The organism is Streptomyces sp. NPDC088707, assembly GCF_044752725.1.
Lineage (GTDB): Bacteria > Actinomycetota > Actinomycetes > Streptomycetales > Streptomycetaceae > Streptomyces.
This window is the reverse complement of record NZ_JBIVLV010000001.1, coordinates 68392-89300: the sequence shown is the minus strand read 5'-3', so window position 1 is coordinate 89300 and position 20909 is coordinate 68392. Positions and strand designations below refer to the sequence as shown.

General features: G+C 69.0%; 21 protein-coding genes and 1 pseudogene. 13 read left to right on the top strand and 9 right to left on the bottom strand.

The features are described from left to right. Nucleotides 1-577: 577 nt before the first annotated feature. From ACIP84_RS00455 to ACIP84_RS00435, 5 genes are all read right to left on the bottom strand, one after another. Nucleotides 578-1231, bottom strand: a complete 654-nt coding sequence (locus tag ACIP84_RS00455) for a DUF3618 domain-containing protein (RefSeq protein ID WP_401792762.1) — start codon at nt 1229-1231, stop codon at nt 578-580. Beyond that, nucleotides 1207-1695 carry a phage holin family protein gene (locus tag ACIP84_RS00450; protein WP_401792760.1) on the bottom strand — a complete coding sequence of 163 codons (489 nt, stop codon included), beginning with the start codon at nt 1693-1695 and terminating at the stop codon, nt 1207-1209. The genes ACIP84_RS00455 and ACIP84_RS00450 overlap by 25 nt, the downstream gene beginning before the upstream one ends. Before the next feature lie 2 nt (nt 1696-1697). After that, nucleotides 1698-2474: a hypothetical protein gene (locus ACIP84_RS00445; protein WP_401792757.1), complete on the bottom strand. Its 777-nt coding sequence runs from the start codon at nt 2472-2474 to the stop codon at nt 1698-1700. Between the two features lie 912 nt (nt 2475-3386). Beyond that, nucleotides 3387-4748, bottom strand: a complete 1362-nt coding sequence (locus ACIP84_RS00440; RefSeq protein ID WP_401792754.1) for an erythromycin esterase family protein — start codon at nt 4746-4748, stop codon at nt 3387-3389. Nucleotides 4749-4987: 239 nt separating this feature from the next. Then, nucleotides 4988-5368 carry a hypothetical protein gene (locus ACIP84_RS00435; RefSeq protein ID WP_401792751.1) on the bottom strand — a complete coding sequence of 127 codons (381 nt, stop codon included), beginning with the start codon at nt 5366-5368 and terminating at the stop codon, nt 4988-4990. A 262-nt stretch (nt 5369-5630) separates the two neighbouring features. On the opposite strand from ACIP84_RS00435, the gene ACIP84_RS00430 reads away from it, so the two are divergent. The 3 genes from ACIP84_RS00430 (at nt 5631) to ACIP84_RS00420 (ending at nt 7971) form a co-directional block, all read left to right on the top strand. Beyond that, a complete protein-coding gene (locus ACIP84_RS00430) occupies nt 5631-6866 on the top strand; it encodes a sensor histidine kinase (protein ID WP_401792748.1) in 1236 nt (411 codons plus the stop codon). A gap of 3 nt (nt 6867-6869) precedes the next feature. Next, complete coding sequence (locus ACIP84_RS00425; RefSeq protein ID WP_401792745.1) at nt 6870-7598, top strand: response regulator; 729 nt, start codon at nt 6870-6872, stop codon at nt 7596-7598. A 211-nt stretch (nt 7599-7809) separates the two neighbouring features. After that, nucleotides 7810-7971 (top strand): hydrophobic protein, encoded by a 162-nt coding sequence (locus ACIP84_RS00420; protein ID WP_069924257.1) that lies wholly within the window; start codon nt 7810-7812, stop codon nt 7969-7971. Nucleotides 7972-8310: 339 nt separating this feature from the next. Here the strand turns inward: ACIP84_RS00420 and ACIP84_RS00415 are convergent, their stop codons facing one another. After that, on the bottom strand, nt 8311-9279 hold the full coding sequence (locus tag ACIP84_RS00415) for a DUF6624 domain-containing protein (RefSeq protein WP_401795570.1): 969 nt from the start codon (nt 9277-9279) through the stop codon (nt 8311-8313). Between ACIP84_RS00415 and ACIP84_RS00410 the strand changes: the two genes are divergently transcribed. From ACIP84_RS00410 to ACIP84_RS00400, 3 genes are all read left to right on the top strand, one after another. After that, nucleotides 9227-9577: a hypothetical protein gene (locus ACIP84_RS00410; RefSeq protein ID WP_401795731.1), complete on the top strand. Its 351-nt coding sequence runs from the start codon at nt 9227-9229 to the stop codon at nt 9575-9577. The two genes, ACIP84_RS00415 and ACIP84_RS00410, sit on opposite strands and share 53 nt — an antisense overlap. Before the next feature lie 320 nt (nt 9578-9897). Next, a complete protein-coding gene (locus tag ACIP84_RS00405; protein WP_401792742.1) occupies nt 9898-10236 on the top strand; it encodes a hemerythrin domain-containing protein in 339 nt (112 codons plus the stop codon). 434 nt (nt 10237-10670) lie between these two features. After that, complete coding sequence (locus ACIP84_RS00400; RefSeq protein ID WP_401792739.1) at nt 10671-11144, top strand: hypothetical protein; 474 nt, start codon at nt 10671-10673, stop codon at nt 11142-11144. Here the strand turns inward: ACIP84_RS00400 and ACIP84_RS00395 are convergent. Both ACIP84_RS00395 and ctaD read right to left on the bottom strand, forming a co-directional pair. Further along, the gene (locus tag ACIP84_RS00395) at nt 11095-11427 is read right to left on the bottom strand and encodes a hypothetical protein (RefSeq protein ID WP_401792736.1); all 333 of its coding nucleotides are present in this window, start codon (nt 11425-11427) and stop codon (nt 11095-11097) included. The two genes, ACIP84_RS00400 and ACIP84_RS00395, sit on opposite strands and share 50 nt — an antisense overlap. Nucleotides 11428-11519: 92 nt before the next feature. After that, the gene (ctaD, locus tag ACIP84_RS00390) at nt 11520-13229 is read right to left on the bottom strand and encodes a cytochrome c oxidase subunit I (protein WP_401792734.1); all 1710 of its coding nucleotides are present in this window, start codon (nt 13227-13229) and stop codon (nt 11520-11522) included. 841 nt (nt 13230-14070) lie between these two features. Between ctaD and ACIP84_RS00385 the strand changes: the two genes are divergently transcribed. The 5 genes from ACIP84_RS00385 to ACIP84_RS00365 all read left to right on the top strand — a co-directional run bounded on the left by ACIP84_RS00385 (nt 14071) and on the right by ACIP84_RS00365 (nt 18573). After that, nucleotides 14071-14421 carry a hypothetical protein gene (locus tag ACIP84_RS00385; RefSeq protein ID WP_401792731.1) on the top strand — a complete coding sequence of 117 codons (351 nt, stop codon included), beginning with the start codon at nt 14071-14073 and terminating at the stop codon, nt 14419-14421. Between the two features lie 179 nt (nt 14422-14600). Next, a complete protein-coding gene (locus ACIP84_RS00380; protein WP_401792728.1) occupies nt 14601-14909 on the top strand; it encodes a hypothetical protein in 309 nt (102 codons plus the stop codon). Between the two features lie 898 nt (nt 14910-15807). Further along, nucleotides 15808-16992, top strand: coding sequence for a zinc-dependent alcohol dehydrogenase (locus tag ACIP84_RS00375; RefSeq protein WP_355966156.1), 1185 nt, complete (start codon nt 15808-15810; stop codon nt 16990-16992). A gap of 177 nt (nt 16993-17169) precedes the next feature. Continuing rightward, on the top strand, nt 17170-18105 hold the full coding sequence (locus ACIP84_RS00370; RefSeq protein ID WP_401792725.1) for an SDR family oxidoreductase: 936 nt from the start codon (nt 17170-17172) through the stop codon (nt 18103-18105). Between the two features lie 9 nt (nt 18106-18114). Next, a complete protein-coding gene (locus ACIP84_RS00365; RefSeq protein WP_401792722.1) occupies nt 18115-18573 on the top strand; it encodes an SRPBCC family protein in 459 nt (152 codons plus the stop codon). Between the two features lie 127 nt (nt 18574-18700). On the opposite strand, the gene ACIP84_RS00360 is transcribed toward ACIP84_RS00365, so the two are convergent. Continuing rightward, nucleotides 18701-19267: a TetR/AcrR family transcriptional regulator gene (locus tag ACIP84_RS00360; protein WP_401792719.1), complete on the bottom strand. Its 567-nt coding sequence runs from the start codon at nt 19265-19267 to the stop codon at nt 18701-18703. A gap of 149 nt (nt 19268-19416) precedes the next feature. Here ACIP84_RS00360 and ACIP84_RS00355 point away from each other — a divergent pair. Together ACIP84_RS00355 and ACIP84_RS00350 are read left to right on the top strand one after the other, a co-directional pair. Continuing rightward, nucleotides 19417-19875 (top strand): annotated as a pseudogene (locus ACIP84_RS00355) (MFS transporter); the annotation flags it as partial. A 290-nt stretch (nt 19876-20165) separates the two neighbouring features. Further along, on the top strand, nt 20166-20819 hold the full coding sequence (locus ACIP84_RS00350) for a CatB-related O-acetyltransferase (RefSeq protein ID WP_401792716.1): 654 nt from the start codon (nt 20166-20168) through the stop codon (nt 20817-20819). The last annotated feature ends 90 nt before the right edge of the window (nt 20820-20909 follow it).

Sequence of the window (20909 nt, the reverse complement as noted above, 5' to 3'; positions counted from 1 at the left end):
CTGTGCCAGGCCGGGCAGGGGGAGCGAGGTACCGAGGGGCTTTGTCTCCGGCTCAGGCCGCGGGGCCTCGACCGGCTTCTTCGGCGGAGGCGGTGTGCGGGGCGGGTAGGAAGGCGGGACCTTCGGGCCCTTGTTCTCCGCAGGCTCGTTCAACGGGACCTCCTCGCGCACTGTCTGCTGCCCCTACCCATCGTGGCAGCAGTTCAGAGCTCCCGGTTGCCACTTCGCTTCACTGCCTCCCCAGACCGCCAGGATTCCCGGCTCTCACGGTCCCGGATCCCACCCGAACCGGGTACCAGCCGCACGGCGGCTGCGCCGGGAACACCGGCGCAGCCGCTGGGGTGGGAGTGACTTCGAGCCACGGTCGCCCAGGAAGCGCGGGGTGTCCGTCGCGGTGGATGCTCCTCTCCTCCCCGCCTCCACGCCGCGCTGTGGAACCGCGCATCACCGCGCAGCCCACGAAGCAGCCGTCACCCTGGGGTCACTCCCCATGCGAGCGTGACCTTTGACGACAGAATCCGGCCGGGCGGGGCGCCCCGAGTTTCCACTGGGCGCCCCGCCCGACTGGGTCCGCATCTCACGTGCCGGGGGTCGACCGCAGCTCCGTCGCGGTGTCCTGCGCTATGCCGCGTACGTCCCGCGCGGTCTCCTGCCCCGTGGCGCGAGCTTCCTCGCGCGTCGTCGCCCCGGCTTCCTGGGCGGTGGACTTGACCGATCCGACGGCGTCGGCCACGGGTTCGCGCAGGTTCTCCTTGACCTCCTGCGCAGCGTCGACAGCGGTCTGCTTGACGGGCTCAACCAGTTCGCCGGAGTGTTCCTTGAGATACTCGCCCGCTCGCTCCTCCGCCTTGCTGGTCGGGAGGAGCGCCGCCGCCAGCATGCCCGCGCCGAACGCCATGATCCCGGCGGCCAGCGGACTGCCCTGGGTCTCTCGCTTGACCAGCGCAGGCGCGTCCTGAACGGTCTCACTCACCTTGCCCGCGGTCTGCCGCGCACTCTCCGCAAGACCGTCGCCCGTGCGTCCCGCGCTGTCGGCGACACGGTGTCCCGTGTCGTGAGCCGTGCCCATCACTCGCTCCTTCACATCGGTGAGTCCGTGCCGAACAGAAGCCGCCTTGCGCTGCGCCATCCTCCGTGGGGTCAAGCGGTCCGCCAGCAGATCGACGTTGCGGGCGAGGTGCGCCCGCCTGTGCTCCACGTCGGTCCTCAGTTCCTCGGGTGTCGTGCCCATCGGGCGTCCTCCTTCAGCGTTTCCACGGTCTGTTCGGGCTTGAGGTTGACGGACTCCAGGCGCTTGCGTCCGGTGAGGTAGAGGATCCCTCCGGCGATCGCCCACGTCGCGGTGACGATAAGGGCCGCCCACGCTACGTTCATGACGTTGGCGAGCGCCGCGATGACCGTCAGGCTGCCCAGAAGAAGCACGAGGTGTCCGGCGTAACCGGCGCCGGCGAGCATGCCCGCCGCCTTGCCCGCCTTCTTCGACTCCTGCTTGATCTCCGCCTTGGCGAGTTCGATCTCGTCGCGGACCAGCTGGGAGAGATCGCTCCCGATCTCCCCGATCAGGTCTCCGATCGACGTCGCGCTCTGGTCTCGGACCGGCCCTGGCGCCGGAGGGGACGAGGGCGGAGCAGACGGTGGCATGCCCGGCGGCATCGCGGCGGGCGGCGAGAGCCGCTCCTGGGAAGAGATGGCCACGGTCAGATCCCCTCTTCGGTCCGCGCACCCTGGCCGTAGCGGCGGGCGGAGTCCGGGCTGGTCGGCGGGTACGCGGGCGGCGCCGGGGCACCGGAGGGGGTGTGCGTGACGTGGGGCGGCTGGGACTGCCCGTAGACGTCGGTGGGATCGGCGATAGCTTCCCCACCGATCCGCTCCTGGGGCGTCGCCAGCGGGCTGCGGCTGTCTATCGCGGGGGGAGGCGCGGAGGCTTCCTCACGCGTTCCTGCCGATCCCGCCGCGTCGGATCCGTTCGAGGCCGCCGCGCCCATGCCCTTGCCGGCTCGTGCGAGAGCGAACCCGGCGAGCGCCGCTCCGGCGAGGAAGACCCCGGGGCGCCGACGCGCGAAGTTCTGCAGATCGCTTACCAGCCCGTCGGGGCCACGCTGCTCGAGATGATCGGCTACTCGGTGCCCCCGGTCGGCCATCTGACGGGCCAGCCCGGCAGCGGTAGAGTCCGGCTCTCCCTTCTCGCTCATGTCGTGGATCTCGCCCGCAAGCTTGCGGACGTTGTCGGCGAGACGCTGCGTCTGAGTGCCCGCCTGGTCCTGGAGCTGAGCGCGGAACTCCCCGACGAGGTCCTTGGCCTGGGCCTGCGTCTCACCTACGACGTGTGCGGCCTGCTCCTTGGCGGTCTGGGCCACATCGGTGGCCTTGTCCCCCAGTACGGCGGCGGCCTCGCCCGCCTTGTCGTGGGCCGTGTGTGCTACCTGCGTCGGCTTGGCTTCCTGCCGACGGTCTGATTCCTGGAAGGCAGTCAAGGCTCTTCCTCCTTCATCAGCCGCGATCGGTCGGGTCGTTGATCCGCGCCTACCCGCCCCGGGGGCAGGTACCCGCCTAAGCGCGACATTCCGAGCATCACTTCACCTCGGGCGAGGAAAACCCTTGGTCAGGCACTCCGGGAAAGCCCTCAGGGCCCCGTTCGCAAAGGGGAGGGACCTCTGCTCTTCCCCGCCCACCGGCCCAGGCCCCTCAGGTGCGGGGAGAGCGAGCCCTGCCGAGGACGCGACCCGTCGGCCGTGACAGCCCGCCGGCAGGGGCAAGGCGGATCTAGCGGGTCCGCCCCCTCTTCGCCGACAGCTTTCGGCGCTGACAGCGGCTGACCCCGAATGACCCGGACTGACCCCGGCTGACCCCGAAAGGGTGGGCACGACCACCCACGCCGTCAGTGACACGGGCCCGTCCAGGTCACGCGGCGTCGACTCGTACGGCATGTCCGTGACAGGCTCCCGGACGACCCGCACTCAGTTCATGGCATGGAGGAGCGGCACAGAATACCGCTGACCAACCAGTACGGAATCGATGTCCTGGAGTCCGTGGAACACTCCCGCACGTACTACGGCTCCGTCCAGCAGAAATCGAGGAGCACCGCGCCGGCGGCAGCCCCGCTCTCGACCTCGATGTCGACCATCCCATCGGCGGACGCGTCAGCGTCTACGCGTCGCGTACCTCTGCGAAGGCCGCGACGGCGACAGCGCTGCGATGGTCGGCTCTCACTTCCACTCTGACCGTGCTCAACGCGCAGGCCTGCCGGGTGGGTTCAGCCGTGTCCGTCACAGCATTCAGCGGGCGGGGTCGGCTTCGCGTAGTCGGACGAGAGCGGGGCCGGCCGTGGACGCCGAGTCAGTGGCCAGCGTCCTCTCGCGCCCCCTCCGGGCGGCGCGGCGCGGCCGTCACCGTTTCATCTTCTCGGCCTCGCGGATGGCGTGGAGGTGGATGAGCACGTCGAAGGACTTGGCGATCGCGGTGTCGCGGGGCTTCTCGGGGAATTGAGTGCCGATGTTGAGGGTGGGCCGGGCGACGCTCAGCCAAGTACGTGCGGCGGCCGGGGCCTTGCGGACGTCGAGATAGAAGTCTCGGTAACGGACCTGGTCGAGGGTGTGTTCATTCCTACCGGGCTCGGCGGCGCCCACGGTGAACTTCTTCCATTCGCCACCCAGAGCGGCATCCTTCGACAGGAACGAGCCCTGGTTGAACGTGAAGCCGATGGGCAGGTAGCTCCTGCCCATGGTGTCGCGCAGGAACGACCCTTGCGTCTTGGAGTACAGCTCGGGGTTGTCAGAGACGTATCCGACGTGATTGTTCTGTGCCGACATCAGGATCTTGTCGCCGGTGTGCTTCTGCCACCACGTGACGTTCTGGGCCATGACCTCATCGCGGAAGCGCTGAAGGCTGTTCAGGGATTCCGTATCGGAGGGGTTCAAGGTGAGAAACTTGGCGGTCTGGGCGATCGAGCGGGCGTTCTGCTCGGCCCAGTCGAACGCGTCTCCGCCGGAGCCCCTGCGGCTGCTGATCAGTTCCAGCGCCTGCTGAGCCTTGGCAGCGAGCTGCTGCCGCTCCGCGAGCGGCTTGGCCAGGTAGGCGAAGGCGTCGTCGATGGGCCGCAGACCGGTGTAGAGCTCGTTGAGCCGCGGCAGCACCTCGGGGTGGTTCCTCTTCACATAGCCGGTCACTCGTTCGAAGAACGCGTCGTTCAACGAAGGGGCGCCGATGTCGTCCCCCATGAAGTGCACGGGACGGTCGGGGTGGTTGCGGTTGTAGCCGCGCATCCACCGGATGAGACTGACGAATTCTTCGCGTTCCCAAGGAGAGTTGGCCAGCGTCTGGGCGGCGATCTCGCGGGCGTCGCCCCTACCGGTCTGGAGGTAGTCGTCGATCTGGAGTCCCGCGGACCAGCTCAGCTCCAGCGCGAACGTGGTGAAGCCCTTCTTCTCCACCAGGTGGCGAAAGACCCGCTCCTTCATGGTGAAGAACTCATGAGAGCCGTGGGTCGCCTCGCCGAGGCCGACCACCTTGGCGTCGCCGATCATTGCGGACAGGGCTCGCAGGTCGGCCGTGCTTCCGCCCGGCTCGGTGGCACGCAGCGGATGAGCGGCCCGCTCCAGTACGTGGACGGGGTCCTGCGTCCCCCTGGCTGTGGGGACCGTGTCGACGCCGGCCGCGTTGACCGCCACGGGGGTGAGGACCGCGCCTGCCGCGATCGCCACCGCCGCGAGGAGCCGCGGGCGGCTGATCCGCTTCTTGTGAGGAGCCATGTGTTTCTACCTTTCGATCGGCTTGCGTGGGGGTTGTGAGAAATGAAGGCGCCCGGGGTCCCGTTGCCGCGCCGGGCGATGGATCGGACGAAGGTCGAGATCGGACGACGGTCGAGAAGTGGCGCGTTCACCGCCGAGGTCGCGACCCGCCCGAGCGGGGCAGCGCGACCCGGGTGGCTCTGGCATGCATCGCCGGAGCCGGGGGAGTCACCGAGAGTGGTGGCGGCTGGTGCAGGCAGTCACGCTCGCGGTACCCCGATGCCGAGCAGCGCCACCCCGATGAGCTGTGGTGTGCTCGGGTCCAGCTTGATTCCGGTGAGCAGCGCCGTGCCGGCCACCGCGGCCGCGCGCTGGTCGGCCGCCTCGAGCGGCTTCCCGTCTGCCCGCTTCACCAGCATGGTCACCGCATGGGTGTCCGGCTTTACCCCGGCCTTGCGCTCTGCGACCTGCGGTCCTGCCGCCGAGTCGTACTTCTCTGGCAGGAAGTCACTGAGCTGGCTTTCGGTGACCCGGCGCATCGGCGCCTGACCCACCCAGGCCGGTCCCATTCCCAGCGGCACCCAGAGGGTGATGACCTTCCATGGACTGCTCGTGGAGAATCCGGCCAGGGCGCGAATCACGGGGCTCCCGTTCGATCGTTGTCTCGGACAGTTCCCTTCCAGCACATCACCGGAGTTCGCACACATCGTCGGAGTGCAGGACGAGAAGCCGTACGGGGCCCTGGACCTGGCCGTCGAGCGGACCGGGACCCTGGTCCTGGTCTGATCTCGGCCCAGGGGTGGAGTCGGCGCTGCGGCACGCAGGGACAATGAGATGAGCCAGGTACCGATGCCGGGTGGGCCGCCCGGCAAAGCGGCTGAGAACAGCACAGAAGGGGCCGACATGGCGACGCGTCTCAGCGCCTTGCTGACGCGCCAGGAACGGCACGGGCGCCGCTTCCCGCCGGACGCCGACACACTGCCGTGGACCCGCAACGACGCCCTGCTGACCGTCGGCGCCGCAGTCGTGGACCTCGTCGGATACACCGCGTTCTCACAGGTGACAGGCGTGCCGATGACGGGTGCCGGCATCCTGCTACTGACGGGGTCCGCGCTGCCGCTGCTCATGAGGCGCCGCTTCCCTCTCACCGTCATGACCGTCAGCCTGGTGCTCGTCGCGCTGCTGAACCTGACGACGTCCATCAGCCATCACTTCGGCGCAGTCCTCGCGGTCGCCCTCTACTCGGCTGCCCGTACGGGCCGTCAGTGGGGGACGGCCGCACTGACGATCGGGGCGATCGGCGTCACCTTGCTCACACCGGACTTCGCCGCCCCGCAAAGCTTCCTAAACGTGACCAGCGCCTGTCTCGCCGGCTGCCTCGTCGCCGCCACCGGCTTCGCGGTCAATCGGTGGCAACAGAAGACGGAGGCCCACCGTCGGCTGCTCGCCGACCGGGCGGTCGCCGAGGAACGCCGCCGCATCGCCAGGGAGCTGCATGACATCGTCGCCCACCGCATCACCATCATGCAGCTGATGGCGGGCGGCGCCCGCGCCAACCTCGATGAGAACCCCGGTGTCACGCGCGACGCCCTGGTCACCTTGGAGGAGTCGGGGCGGCTGGCCCTGCGCGAGATGCGCCAGCTCCTCGACGTCTTGCGAACCGACGAGGACACGGCGACCGACCGGCACGGCACCCCGGAGGCGCCGCAGCCCGGCCTGGCCGACCTCGATCGCCTGATCAAGGAATCTCGGCAGGCCGGACAGCCCACCGAGCTGACCGTGGAGGGCGATCCCGGACGACTGCCACCGGTGGTCGGTCTCACTCTCTACCGGGTCGTCCAGGAGGCACTGACCAATGCCCGCAAGCATGCGGGGCGCAGTGTCCCGGTGGCGGTGCGCCTCACATGTCTGCCCGAGCGCGTCCATGTGTCCGTCACCGACCAAGGCGCGATGGGCGGGGCAGGGTCTCCGTCGGCCCCCGACATCAGGCGTCGCGCCGGATACGGTCTGGTCGGCATGCGTGAACGGGTCGCCCTGCACGGCGGCGTGCTGGAGGCCGGCCCGCTGTCCGAGGCCGGCTTCCGGGTGGTGGCCAGCCTGCCGCTGGAGGCTCCGACGGGCGAGGATGAGGAGGGCTGAAGGGTGAGCGTGACGAACGCCGAGAACGAGACCGCGGCCGAGGGGGCGATCCGGGTACTGATCGCGGACGACCAGCCGCTTGTACGGCGCGGGCTGGCCCTGATTCTCGGCCCCTCTCCGGCCATCACCGTGGTGGCCGAGGCCGAGAACGGCGAGCAGGCCCTTGTGCTCGCCCACGAGCACCGCCCCGACGTCGTGGTGATGGACATCCGGATGCCCGTCCTTGACGGCGTGGCCGCCACCGAGCGACTGGCTCGTGACCTTCCCGAGTGCCGGGTGCTCGCTCTCAGCACCTTCGACATGGACGAGTACGTGATCGCCGCACTGCGTGCCGGTGCCTACGGTTTCCTGCCCAAGGACAGCTCGCCCGAGGACCTCGTGGCCGCGATCCGCACCGTCCGTGCGGGCGAGGCTGCCGTCGCCCCCCGTTTGCTGACCCGGCTGATATCCGCCTTCGTCAGGAACGACCGGGTTGCGCCTCCGAACCGTCGGCGCCCGGCTGCAGAGAACACCCCCGGCCTCACCCCGCGCGAAGTGGAGGTCTGGCGCCTGGTGGCTACCGGCCTGGACAACAGCCAGATCGCACACACCATGGCGATCAGCGTCTCCACCGTCAAGAACTACATCACCAACATCTTCGACAAACTGGGCGTCCGCGACCGGGCCCAGGCAGTGATTGCGGCGTACGAGTCGGGCCTGGTGGCACCCCTACGAGCTGACGACACGGACTGAATCGAGCCGCGTTGACGTGGCCTCGGCCTCGGCCCCGGCCTCTGCCCCGGCCGTGGCCCGGGGCAGAGGCCGGGGCTCCATGGGTGCCGTGCCGCAGCGGAAGGATGAGGGGCGCACACGTATGCCCGCCTGCCACGACAAGAAAACAGACAGGGATCGTATGCATGTGCGGAGAGTGGTGGGGCATGCGGTGCTGCGGAGGTTGATAACTATGGTTCCCCTGCTTCTTGTTCTTCTGCTCGCTCTGATCCTGTTCGGTGCCGGTTTCGCGGTGAAGATTCTCTGGTGGGTCGCGATCGCGGTGCTTGTGCTGTGGCTTATCGGGTTCGTCGCCCGGCCGAAGGGCAGCAGCGGCCGCTGGTACCGCTGGTAGCCGGACAAGCCTTGTACCGTACGCCGGTGGCCTGACCCCTCTCTGGAGGGGTCAGGCCACCGGCACGTCTGCCGCTCTGAACCAGAGTGCGATGGACGGCGAGACGCTCACCATGGTGGCCATCGATGCGTGCACACACGCGGTTCGGTGCCGCGCGGCTGCCACGACTTGTTCGTGCCGGGGAAGGGGGCCGGGGCGACCGGACCTCACCCGACCTCCGCGCAGCGCCGTCGGACCTCCCCCGTGATCGAGTCTCTCAGCGTGGGCGTGATGATTTCAGCCCCCACTGACAACGACGCGCCGCCGCCAGTTCGGCGCCGACGTCCTGCAATGGGTCGGTCAGGCCTCGGCCCACGTCGTTTCCAGGAAGGCCGCGTACTGGGCGAGCGGCGAAAGCCCCATGCACCGGCGCCGCTCGTCGACTCCTCCGGGGTCCTCGATGGGGCACCGAAGCCCGCCCGTGGTCTGCTCGTACTGGCTGCCGTACACCTGGGGACGGCCGTTGGCCACGAGGCAACGATCGGTCAGGAACGCCAGATCATGTCGGGCAGCGTCTCCGGCTTCCACGGCGGCCGTGAGCAGTGTGAGTGCCTGGCGCCCTGGCGGAGGTCGGCGATCTCGGCGGCAGGGAGGGCACTGGAGCGGCGGCCGGCGGCCCAGGTCTCGCGCTTGAGGGCTGGGAGTACGAGATGGACCGTGCCCCCGGACCTCAGTAACCGGCGCGCCAGGTCCAGGGCGAGTGGTTTGCCGGTGAGGAACTGGAAGGAGAGCCGGAAGAGATCTCCGCGTCGCAGACGGGGGCGCCAGTCGCGGTCGTCGTAGTAGATCGGGTTCCAGTACTCGGCCGTCTTCCTGTCCGCTCACATCGGTCCCTTCCGTGCCTGTGCGGAGACCGCTCCGGCGGCCTCCGCTCGAAGGTGATGTCTTCCCGGCGGGCCTACGTTTCCCTTCTCGGCGGCGTGATACCCGTGAGGCGTTCAGCGCGTCTGGCCCACCGTCGGCGCGATCGCGGTGGCGGCCCTCGGGAGGCGACCCGCAGGAACTGGCCGAGGGTGACGAGCTCGCCGGTCGGCCCGCGTCATTGTCGAGGACGTCGGCGAACCCCACTCGTCCGCGGGCGGCGGAGATGGGCACGGCGACGAGCCCGCAGGCATGGAGCACGCCGACGTCGAAGCCGTACGGGATCAGGCCCCAGCCTTCCCGGCCCAGAATCACGAGGCGGCGCTGAGGTGGCCCCTGCAGGTCGCCGTGTCCGGTGATCCAGCCGGTGACCTGGAGGACTTTCAGTCCGGTCGAGCAGCGGGGCATTCCGCTGGACCGGCAGCTGCGCAGCTGGCGTGCGGTGAACGTCAATCCGATCGACTCGGACCGCGGGGATCTGTACACCCGATGCCGCATCATCATGATGAACGGCATCGAGGTCGAAGCGATCATGTTCAGTCATCAGTTCGCTCGTCACACGATCGATCCGGACATCAAGCGGCAGCTGGCGCACGTGATCGAGCACCGCAAGGCCGAATCGATCGTCGACCGGCTCACCGAGGTGATGCCCGGCCGACCAAGTTCCATCACCGCGATCCGATGGACACCTCCACCAGGCCTGTGATCTCATGCGCCGCCAGGCCGGCCGGGACCCGGGATCCGTGCTCGCGCCCGAGCTGCCGAACGTGCTGACCTTCGAGCCGAACAAGCAGTACCTGCGCGATCTGCTGGGCACTCAGATGGATCTGACCATTCCGGGCGCCGGCTGCGTGCGGGAGGCGCATGAGCGGTTCGAGCAGATGCAGGAGCAGATCCACGGTGGCGAGGAGCCCCCAGCGAGCGGGTCATGGCCCAGCACGACGCGATGTTCGGCCGTGAGTGCCGCATCGAGTCCGAAGGCGAGCACCCCGACCCCGCCATGCGCGGAAAGTGAGGCGTGGACCCATGGCAGAGCTTCAGACCCCGCAAGCAGGCGACGACAACGCCGCGGACACCGACCTGGTCGCTCTGATCGTGCGTCAGCACGGTGACATCCGCGTCGTCTTCGACGAGGTCGAAGCCGCGTCCGGCGAGGAGCGCCGCCCCGCGTTCCGCCGCCTCGTGCACCTGCTGGCCGTCCATGAAACGGCTGAGGAAGAAGTCGTCCATCCCTTCGCCCGGCGTGCCTTCCCGGGCGGCGCACAGGTCGTCGAGGAGCGACTCGCCGAGGAGAGCACGACCAAAGAGAGGTCCTGGCGACACTCGACGAACCGGACACGCGACACTCGACGACCCGGACGCTGACGACCCCACGTTCATGCCCCGGTTCATGAAGCTGCGTACCGACGTCCAGGAACACGCCCGTGCCGAGGAACGCTACGAGTTCGTCCACATCCGCCGCAGTACCGACAGACCCATCTGGCCGCGATGGCCAAGGCCGTCGAAGCAGCCGAAGCCATGGCGCCGACGCGACCCCACCCGGGCGTCGAGTCCGGGGGTGCCAGCGTGGCGCTCGCGCACTTCGTCCGATGCACGCTTGCATCGCAGCCGGGCGACCACCTCCTGGTGTGCCCGGGGCCAGGCACGCGGGGGCGAGGGGGTGAGCGGCCCTCGCCTGCGCGTACCCCCCCCGCTGGTGTGGTCCGTTCGCTTTTGGGACAGTGGGTCTGGGAAGGACAAGCACGCGCACCCGGCTGTGAGGAGCGATGGCGCGTGAGCCGACCAGGAGATGAGTGACCATGGTGTTTCACATCGATCGAGGGCTCACTCCGCGAGTCGCGGATCCCGCTCATGTGCTGCGGCAAGGGGTGCATGACCAGGCCTTGAGCTTGCTGATGCTGGTCGTCGGGGTGTTGCTGCTGATTGTGCCGATGGCCACGCAGGCCGGCCCCAAGGATGCTCAGGTGAACGAGTTCGTGGTCGGGATCGTCGTGACGTTCACCGCGGGCACGCGGTTCTTCCGTGGTGCGGGTCCGCTATCCGACACCGTCGTGGGCGCTGCGGGGGTATGGCTGATCGTGTCGCCGTTTCTCCTCGACGCGCAGAACACCGGCATCGTCGCGGCGGACCGCGTTCTCAGCTTTGCGGCCGGCAGCGTGCTGGTCGTCCTGAGCCTGCTGTCTCTGCTGGTCTGGCGGCTGGACCGTAAGCAGCGCGGCACGACTAGTCCCAGCCTCGTACCGCGATCGACAGCAGGGCCGTCCCACCAGTAACCACACCGAGGGCCGTGACGACGAGACGCCGGCGCAGGCACGCGTAGCGACGGCTGTACTGGTCGCGGAGTTCGTCCGCGCGGTCGAGGGCGGCCCGGAACATCAGACGCCGTACGGCAAGGTGCTCTTGCGCGAAGGCCCGGGCGACGTCGGACCGCTCGTGTGGTCCCATCCAGGCGAACCGGCGGGCGAACGCGGCGCCGGCGTCGTCCGCCTCGGTCCGGGCCTGGTGCGCCAGGAGGTAACCCTCCAGCCGGGCGATCCCGTGGGCTGCCTCCTTCATGAGGGCATGAGGGCCGTCTGCCGCGGTGATCTCTCGAGCGTCGCGGCCCCGGTGGTCGGGTTGACCTTGCGAGTCCGGACGACGGGGCATCCTCATGCTCCCGGCCCTTGGGCGGCGTCAGGGTCGTCGATCACATCGCGCTTGCCCGCCTTGCCGGTGTCCAGCGCTGCCAGGCTGGGGAAGTTCAGGTCGAAGGCGGGGGACTCGGAGCGGATCTTGGGCATGGTGAGAAAGTTGTGCCGCGGCGGGGGGCAGGAGGTGGCCCATTCCAGGGAGCGGCCGAACCCCCATGGGTCGTCCACGGTGATGCGGGGGGCGGTCTTGGCGGTCTTCCATACGTTGTAGAGGAAGGGCAGCGTGGACATGCCCAGGAGGAAGGCCCCGATGGAGGAGACGGTGTTGAGGGCGGTGAACCCGTCGGCCTCCAGGTAGTCCGCGTAGCGGCGGGGCATGCCTTCCGCGCCGAGCCAGTGCTGGACGAGGAACGTGGTGTGGAAGCCGACGAAAAGCGTCCAGAAATGGATCTTTCCGAGGCGTTCGTCGAGCATGGTGCCCGTCATCTTGGGCCACCAGAAGTAGAAGCCGGCGAACGTCGCGAAGACCACCGTGCCGAAGACCACGTAGTGGAAATGGGCCACCACGAAGTACGAGTCGGTGACGTGGAAGTCCATCGGCGGCGAGGCCAGGATGATGCCGGTCAGCCCGCCGAAGAGGAAGGTCACCAGGAAGCCGATGGACCAGAGCATCGGGGTCTCGAAGGAAAGCGACCCCTTCCACATGGTGCCGATCCAGTTGAAGAACTTCACGCCCGTGGGGACGGCGATCAGGAATGTCATGAAGGAGAAGAACGGCAGCAGAACCGCCCCGGTGGCGAACATGTGATGGGCCCAGACCGTCACCGACAGCCCGGCGATCGCGATCGTCGCGCCGATCAGACCCACGTAACCGAAGACCGGCTTTCGGGAGAAGACCGGGAGGATCTCGGTCACGATGCCGAAGAACGGCAGCGCGATGATGTAGACCTCCGGATGCCCGAAGAACCAGAACAGGTGCTGCCACAGCAGCGCCCCGCCGTTGCCGGGGTCGAACACCATCGCACCGAACCGGCGGTCCGCCTCCAGCACCAGCAGAGCGGCCGCGAGGACAGGGAATGCCAGCAGCACCAGCACGGACGTGAGCAGCACGTTCCAGGTGAAGATCGACATCCGGAACATGGTCATGCCCGGCGCGCGCATGCAGATGATCGTGGTGATGAAGTTGACCGCGCCCAGGATCGTGCCGAAGCCGGCCAGCGCGAGCCCCATGATCCACATGTCGCCCCCGACGTAGGGAGTGCGCTCAGCGCCGCTGAGCGGGGTGTACGCGGTCCAGCCGAAGTCCGCGGTGCCCTGAGGGGTGAGGACTCCGCCGAACACGATCAGTCCTCCGAAGAGGAACAGCCAGTACGACAGCATGTTCAGCCGGGGGAACGCCACGTCCGGGGACCCGATCTGCAGCGGCATGATCGCGTTGGCGAAACCGGCGAACGTCGGAGTGGCGAACAGCAGCAGCATGATCGTGCCATGCAGGGTGAACGCCTGGTTGTACTGCTCGGGGGAGACGATCTGCAGCCCGGGACGGGCGAGCTCCGCGCGGATCACCAACGCGAGGATGCCGCCCAGCAGGAAGAAGACGAACGACGTGATGAGGTACAGGTGACCGATCTTCTTGTGGTCCGTCGTCGTCAGCCAGTCCACCACCACTCGGCCCAAACCCCTGGGTACAAGGGGGACCAACGTGGGCGGCTCCGTGGTGGTAGCCATCGATACTCCCGTGGGGTGAGTGGGGCGCGGTTCGCGGCAGGCCGACCCTAAAGGGCTCGGCACGAAACCAGCTGAAAGCACGGACGGCTCCGGGGATGCCATTTTTGAGAGCGGCCTGAGCTGCGGCTTCTCATCCCTAGGTGGAACGACAACATCCGGATGGCGGGCGCGTGACCAACACGCCACGCCCCCCGAACGCGCCCCCACCAAGCAGCGGTACGCGGCGACGCCCGTGCGCAGTTCTCCCCGTGCGGCCGCCGGTGCGGTAGCGGCGGCACGCGAAGCCGTTGAACTGCGTACTGCGGCCATCCGATGGAACGAGTCCCGGCCCCCGGCACCGACCGGACGCGTCTTTCCGTTCGCGGGCAGATGAGTAGGGGTTGCCCGGTTACCGCCCGGAGCAGTACTTCGAGACCGACGAGACAAGGCCGCCGGTGGTGAGTGCGGATCAGTAAAGAGCTCGTCTGTGACGAAGGGCGCCTCTATCCTGCTGGGCAGTGGGGCTGCGCGTGGTCCTGCAGGTTGCATGCCGTGGCAGAGCGGTCCAATGCGATCGCTGTGGGGGAGGGCCCCTCCGCGGCGAGTGACGGAGACGGGGCGGCCTTGCCCCTGTCTGTCTCGCGGGTTCGAATCCCGTCGGCATCGCAACCGCGCTGGGTCGGGTATGAGCAATGTGCCAACCCGCCTCGCATCGCTGCTGGCCAGCGCAATGACGGGTGCGTCGTCTGGGCGATGTCGTCCCGCCTGTCCGCCCCACACGCGGACGCCCTGACCTCCTGATCGACCGAGCAATTCCCAGCCGCCGCTGATGGACGGCGCGGATCGGGGTACACGGGCCGGCATGTCGACGAAGACTGAACGCCTCATGTCCTTGCGGGCCGCACGGCAGCTGCGCCGGGTTCGCGACTTCTACTCGGCCGGCGTCCTGCTATGGGCGGCAGCCGCCGGCTGGACCGGGTGGACCCATCCCGGAAGTCGGCAGATGTGGGTCTCGCTTCTCCTCCTGGGGGTTTTCGCCGGCCTGCTCGCCACAGCCTCCGTCTGGCTGCGGCGCATCCAGACAGCACCGGGCCACAAGCCCGCGCATCACGCCGCCCCTGGCCGCGCACGCACACTTCGCACCTCCTTCGGCCACGCACGCACACCTCGTACCGCCTTCGGCCACGCCCGCACGCATCACGCCGCCCCGTGACGCGAACCCGCTCCACGCCCCATGCGGGCCTGAGATCCGGACCACCACGCGACCACGCCACCACGCAGGAACTCTCTACTGCGCTCCGATGCCATGTCAGAAGCCGTTCACAGCACGTCATCACGGAGGATGTGGGAAGCAGAACGACGCTCACACTCCGTCCTACGCGAGGAGCCCCTATGACCACCTTCGTCATCACCGTTCCCGGCACGTTCACCTCGGCCATCGCCGACTCCGAGCGCGCCGCCCTCGAGCGGAAGCTGGCCCCCCAGCACACAGAGGTGAGCGAGAGTGAAGGCGTGAACTTGCTGACGCTCAACGAGGACGCCACGTTCGCCATCCGGCTGGAGGTCGAGGCCGCCGACCGTTATGAGGCGAAACTGGACGCGACGAGGCTCGTCCTTGCCGCACTGCGGGAGGCGGGAATCCCGGAATCCGATGCCTCACTCGCGCCGCCGGTCGTCACCGGCATCGACAGCGATCTCTGACGTGCCGGGAGCGGCCGTGTCGGCTGACAAGGCTGATGCGGGCGTCGCTCCCAGGTTACGGATTCGCGAGTTCCCGTTGCGGTCTTCGGCGAGATCGACCTGAGCTGGACCTTCATCGTGCAGCGAGCAGGACCAACGCCGGCATTGGAGAGGTCGGCGGGTGGTCCGAGGATGGGCAGTCAGGGCGGGTAGCGCGTGCACCAGGTAGCCGAGGCGGAATCCGGCGACCTGGCTTGGGTCCACGAGAGCGCCGGCGGCGAGGACCGAGGGTCGGTGATCCACACTCGTCGGTGCGTGCCATGCGTACGCGGCGGCCAGCAAGGCGCCGTAGGAGCGACCGCCCAGGTGCGTGCGGGCGATCTGACTGCCGTACTGGAGTCGGTCCGCCAGCCGGCGGGTCATCCAGCGCCGTCAGACACTCCGGGTGACCGATGATGTGAGAGATGTCGGCTTTCTTGACATTCATCCCTGAATCAGGGGCACAGTAAGTTCATGGAGGATGCGGCCGCGCGAATCGACTCGCCGCTGGGCCAGCCGCGCGACCCTCTGCGCCCGCGCCGGCCCGACCGTGCTGCCGCGCGTCCACGCCGCGGCCCGTCGGCGCGATATCGGCTTCGCGGTCTGCGAGGTGCGCACCCGTGGGTGAGGGCCCCGTTCACCGCGATGCGCATCGCGTGGGTGAGGCATCCGTTCTCCATGACCGCAACAGACGCCCTCCTCGTGCTGACAGACGACAGACCACAGACGACAGACAGACAGACCGGCCGACGCGTGAAGAACAACCGGCCCACGCGACAGGAGGGCGGCGACGCTGCCCCCACTCGTCGCCGATCAGCTGCCTCCGCCACGGCAGTAGAGAGGCCCTGCACGCCCGACGCAACCGACTGAAGGTGATCTCGTGAAGGCACTGACCTGGCACGGCAAGCGCGACGTACGCGTGGACACGGTCCCGGATCCGAGCATCCAGGACCCGACCGACGTGATCGTCAGGGTGACGACGACCGGCCTGTGCGGCTCGGACCTGCACCTGTACGAGGTCTTCGGCCCCTTCCTCGAACCTGGTGACATCCTGGGACATGAGCCGATGGGCGTCGTCGAAGAGATCGGCCCGGAGGTGACGGCCCTGCGGCCGGGAGACCGCGTCGTCATCCCCTTCAACGTTTCCTGCGGCACGTGCTGGATGTGTGACCAGGGGCTGCACTCGCAGTGCGAGACGACCCAGGTCCGCGAGCACGGCAACGGTGCGTCCCTCTTCGGCTACACCAAGCTCTACGGTCAAGTCCCGGGCGGCCAGGCGGAGTTCCTGCGCGTGCCGTTCGGCAACACTCTGCCCATCGCCGTCCCGCCAGGGCCGTCGGACGAGCGGTTCGTCTACCTTTCCGACGTACTGCCCACCGCGTGGCAGGCCGTGGACTACGCGGCCGTACCACCCGGTGGCAGCGTGGCGGTTCTCGGACTCGGCCCGATCGGCGACATGTCAGCCCGCATCGCCGCCCACCGGGGAGCGGGCACGGTCATCGGGATCGACCTGGTACCGGAACGCCTCCAGCGCGCTCAGGCCCGCGGGGTCCACACCTTCGACCTCAACGAGTACGGCGACGACATCACGAAGGCCGTCCAGGAGGTCACCGGCGGGCGCGGCCCCGACTCCGTCATCGACGCCGTCGGTATGGAAGCCCACGGCGCTGCCCTGGCCAAGGGAATGCAACAGGCGACGACCCTCCTCCCGGACGCACTGGCCGCGAAACTGATGCAGCGCGCCGGGGTGGACCGCCTCTCCGCCCTCTACCTCGCCATCGACCTGGTCCGGCGCGGTGGCACCATCTCGCTTTCGGGCGTGTACGGAGGCATGGCCGATCCCCTGCCACTGCTGACCCTGTTCGACAAGCAGGTGCAGCTCCGCATGGGCCAGGCCAACGTCTGGCGCTGGGTGGACGACCTCCTCCCGCTCCTCACGGACGCCGACCCCCTCGGCGTCGAGGAGTTCGCCACACACCGACTTCCCCTGACCGAGGCCCCGGCGGCGTACGACATGTTCCAGAAGAAGCGGGACGGCGCCGTCAAGGTCCTCTTCACGCCCTGAACTCCTCGCCGAGCCCGCGGGCCCGCTCTGCCCTGTGAGAGGGCTCGCGCTCCCCTGTGAGAGGGCCCGCGGGGCCCGCCTTGCCCCGTGAGAGAGCCGCGACTCCGCAGACCCTCTCACGCGAGTACACCGTGGTCGGACCGTGTAAGGAGCCGGCCGGGCGGGCAGACGCCCGGCATGATGACCAGCCACGGTCGGCGCGACCCCCAGGGCGCCCCAGGGCCTCTGGCGGGCCGCGTCGCCGTCGTCACCGGCGCCGCACGCGGGCTCGGTCAGGGGCTGGCCCACGCGCTGTCCCGTCGCGGCGCACGAGTGGCGCTGGTGGGCCTTGAAGGAGAGCGCCTCGCCCGAATCGCGTCTGACCTGCCCGGCGCGGCCGCCCACTGGACCGTCGACGTGACCGATGCCGACGGGCTCGCGGCCACCGCCGAAGCCGTACGCCGGACACTCGGCAGGCCGTCCGTGGTGGTCGCCAACGCCGGCGTGGCCCTCGGCGGTCCCCTGTTGGACTGCGACACCGACGCCTGGCGCCGGGTGATCGAGGTCAATGTCGTCGGCAGTGCCCTCACAGCGCGCTGCTTCCTGCCGGACCTGTTGCACACCCGGGGCTACTACCTCCAGGTCGCATCCATGGCGGCACTTGCGCCCGCCCCACTGCTCACGGCGTACTGCGCGTCGAAGGCCGGCGCCGAGGCATTCGCGCACGCGCTTGGCGCCGAGGTCGCGCACCGCGGAGTCGGTGTGGGCATCGCCTACCTGAACTGGGCCGACACCGCCATGATCCGCGAAGCCGACAAGACCGCCGTCTTCCGCGAACTGCGCACGCACCTTCCCTGGCCGACTTCCGACATCCACGACCCCGACGCCTACGTCCGGGCCATGGTCCGCGGCATCGAACGCCGGTCCACGCACATCTACGCCCCGCCGTGGCTGCGCGCCACGCAGGCGGCGCGAGCCCTCCTGCCGCCCGTCGTCGCGCACCGCTCCCGGCAGGTCCTGGCGGCCCGGGGGCAGGCACCTCTGCCGCCCACCGGCCTCCTCGGGCCCGGCGGCGCCGCCGCAGGCCCCGCCGCTCGAACCGGCGGGCCGCACCCTGATCCGTACTCGCCCTGAGGAGTGACCATGGCCGTACGACATCGGCTGATCCACGCCGCACCGCAGCACGTGTGGGCCGTACTCGCCGACGGTTCGCGCTACGCCGACTGGGTGGTCGGCACCAGCGATTCGCACGTCGCACGCGGCCCGTGGCCCGAACTGGGTTCAGCCATCGAGTACACCGTCCGCATCGGGCCGTGGACGGGTTCGGGCACCACGGTCGTGCGGCGGGTGGACGCCCCCGCCGAGCTCGAACTGGAAGTCGACAGCGGCCCCGTCGGCACGGCGCGGGTGGCGATCGAGGTCCGCCCCTGGGGCGCGGAGTCCCTCGTCATCGTGGACGAGCACCCACTGCAGGGAATTGGCGGCGCCCTGCACAACGCCGTGTTCGACGCTCTGATCCAGCTGCGCCATCGCGACATGCTGAGACGGCTTGCGAACGTCGTCGAGGAACACGCCGGAGCCCCCACGCGCGAACGTGCCTGAGTAAGGGAAGAAGCTCAAGGCCTCACGCGACGCGGGGCAGGACGCCCAGCGGCCGGGCGGCGTCGGCGAGCACCTCGCGGAGCCCCGGCACCGCAGTCGAGAACTGATCCCGGTGTCCGGGCCGAGGTCACAGGCAGCGGTCGACAAGCCCGTCGATGTAGTCCGGGGTGAGCGGGACCATGCCGAACAGGACACGGATGTACATCGGGGCCAGGACGTGGTCCAGCACGTCGAGCGCGTCGGGTGCGGCTTCGCCGCGGTCGCGGGCGCGATCGAGCATGGACTGCAGTTGCCGGGTGCGCTCGGCGCGCAGGTCGGCGCCGGCCCGCAGGCCCTGCTGGCCTCTGCTCGACAGGGCGACGGCCAGGTGCAGCACAGCCGGACCGTCGGGCCCGGTGATCTCACGGGCCACTTGGGCCGCGTACGTGCGCAGGTCGCCGGCGAGGCTCCCGGTGTCGGGCATCGGCGACTGGGCATTGAGGCGGGTGAGTGCCACATCCGTGAGCAGCGTCTCCAGGCTGCCCCACCGGCGGTAGATGCTGCTGTCGGCCACGCCCGCGCGGGCTGCGACCTCGCCGACGGTGAAGTGGCCGTAGCCGCGCTCACGGATCAGGTCGGTCACGGCCTGGTGCACCTGCGTGCCGACGCGGGCGCTCCGCCCGCCGGGCCGCCGGGGTCGCTGTCCCTCGTTCATGCCACCACCTTAACGCAGTCATCGCTTGCGTTTGTGCGCCCGACCTCTCTACAGTCACTAAAGCAGTCGACTCCTGCGTTAGCTGTCCCGGGGTGCACCGGTGACCGCGTCGACCGCGCCCAGCGCAACCGACAACCGAGGGGGACCCCATCGCTGCATCGCATGCGGCCGCAGACAGCCGCCGGAACCGGGTCGTGCTGCTCGCGGTGACCTGTCTGGGCCAGTTCATGGTTCTGCTCGACAACACGATCGTCGGAGCGGCGCTGCCCGATATGCAGCACCGGCTCCACACCGAGCTGACCGGTCTGCAATGGATCGTCGACGCGTACGTGCTGCTGGTCGCCATGCTGCTGCTGTCCGGCGGTGTCTTCGCCGACCGGTTCGGACGCAAGCGGGTGTACTTGACCGGCGTGCTGGTGTTCACCGCCGCGTCGCTGCTGTGCAGCCTCGCGCCCTCGCTCGGCTGGCTGGTCGCCGGCCGGGTGCTGCAGGGCATCGGTGCCGCGGCGCTGAGCCCTGCCTCGCTCGCCCTGCTCGTCGCCGCCCATCCCGCGCCGCAGGAGCGGATCAAGGCGATCGGGCTGTGGGCAGGATTCAGCGGAATCGGCCGGCCTCGACAGCGCCTTCGTCGCGGCCGGCGTCCTCACCCTGGTCACCGCGGTGTTCACCGGCCTTTGGCTGGGGAGGTCCCGACCCGCGGAAGACTCCGCCGTGACGCAACGTTCCGCCATCCCCGGTGCCGGTGCGGCCACCACCTCGAAGAAGCCGTCCGCGAAGAGCCGTTGACAACGACGACCGCCTCGCCGGGAGGTGTCCCGCAGGAAGCCCGTACACCAGGCCACGTTCCACCACACACCAGGATGACGTTCGAGTCCACCAGAGAGGAACCGCTGTCACGATGCCTCCCGTCCCCGCCGACCCCACCGTGCTCCACCCGATGCCCGAGCACCCGCGTGTGGTGCTGCTCAAGCCGTTGGTGACCTCGCCGCTGATCGAGGTCGGTGACTTCTCGTACTACGACGATCCGGACGACCCGACCGCGTTCGAGACGCGCAACGTTCTCTACCACTACGGTCCGGAGCGCCTCGTCATCGGCAGGTATTGCGCGCTGGGAACGGGCACCCGGTTCATCATGAACGGTGCCAACCACCGCATGGACGGTCCTTCCACCTTTCCGTTCCCCACCATGGGAGGCTCCTGGGCGGAGCACTTCGACCTGATCACGGGCCTCCCCAGCCGGGGTGACACGGTTGTCGGCAACGACGTGTGGTTCGGCTACGGCTCCATGGTCATGCCCGGTGTGCGCATCGGTCACGGCGCGATCATCGCCGCCGGCGCCGTGGTCACCGGCGACGTCCCCGACTACGGCATCGTCCGCGGCAGCCCCGCCCGGCTCATCCGCACCCGCTACGACGCCGCGGACATCGCCCGGCTGCTCAACGTGGCCTGGTGGGACTGGCCCGTCCAGCACATCACCAGGCACGTACGGACGATCATGTCGGGGACCGTCGCCGACCTGGAGGAGGCCGCCGCACAGGTGGACCAGCTCTGAATGGGCGTGCTCCACGCACACTCCCTCACACCGTCCGCCGACCCGAAAGGCACCAGGAACGGTGATCTGACAGGAGATCGGGCGGCAGCC

Coding starts and splice junctions, on each gene's coding strand:
- ACIP84_RS00455 (WP_401792762.1), bottom strand. CDS start 1,231: ATGGGCACGACACCCGAGGAACTGAGGACCGACGTGGAGCACAGGCGG.
- ACIP84_RS00440 (WP_401792754.1), bottom strand. CDS start 4,748: ATGGCTCCTCACAAGAAGCGGATCAGCCGCCCGCGGCTCCTCGCGGCG.
- ACIP84_RS00430 (WP_401792748.1), top strand. CDS start 5,631: ATGGCGACGCGTCTCAGCGCCTTGCTGACGCGCCAGGAACGGCACGGG.
- ACIP84_RS00420 (WP_069924257.1), top strand. CDS start 7,810: ATGGTTCCCCTGCTTCTTGTTCTTCTGCTCGCTCTGATCCTGTTCGGT.
- ACIP84_RS00415 (WP_401795570.1), bottom strand. CDS start 9,279: ATGCCCCGCTGCTCGACCGGACTGAAAGTCCTCCAGGTCACCGGCTGG.
- ACIP84_RS00405 (WP_401792742.1), top strand. CDS start 9,898: ATGGCAGAGCTTCAGACCCCGCAAGCAGGCGACGACAACGCCGCGGAC.
- ACIP84_RS00400 (WP_401792739.1), top strand. CDS start 10,671: ATGGTGTTTCACATCGATCGAGGGCTCACTCCGCGAGTCGCGGATCCC.
- ACIP84_RS00395 (WP_401792736.1), bottom strand. CDS start 11,427: ATGAAGGAGGCAGCCCACGGGATCGCCCGGCTGGAGGGTTACCTCCTG.
- ctaD (WP_401792734.1), bottom strand. CDS start 13,229: ATGGCTACCACCACGGAGCCGCCCACGTTGGTCCCCCTTGTACCCAGG.
- ACIP84_RS00385 (WP_401792731.1), top strand. CDS start 14,071: ATGTCGACGAAGACTGAACGCCTCATGTCCTTGCGGGCCGCACGGCAG.
- ACIP84_RS00380 (WP_401792728.1), top strand. CDS start 14,601: ATGACCACCTTCGTCATCACCGTTCCCGGCACGTTCACCTCGGCCATC.
- ACIP84_RS00370 (WP_401792725.1), top strand. CDS start 17,170: ATGATGACCAGCCACGGTCGGCGCGACCCCCAGGGCGCCCCAGGGCCT.
- ACIP84_RS00365 (WP_401792722.1), top strand. CDS start 18,115: ATGGCCGTACGACATCGGCTGATCCACGCCGCACCGCAGCACGTGTGG.
- ACIP84_RS00360 (WP_401792719.1), bottom strand. CDS start 19,267: ATGAACGAGGGACAGCGACCCCGGCGGCCCGGCGGGCGGAGCGCCCGC.
- ACIP84_RS00350 (WP_401792716.1), top strand. CDS start 20,166: ATGCCTCCCGTCCCCGCCGACCCCACCGTGCTCCACCCGATGCCCGAG.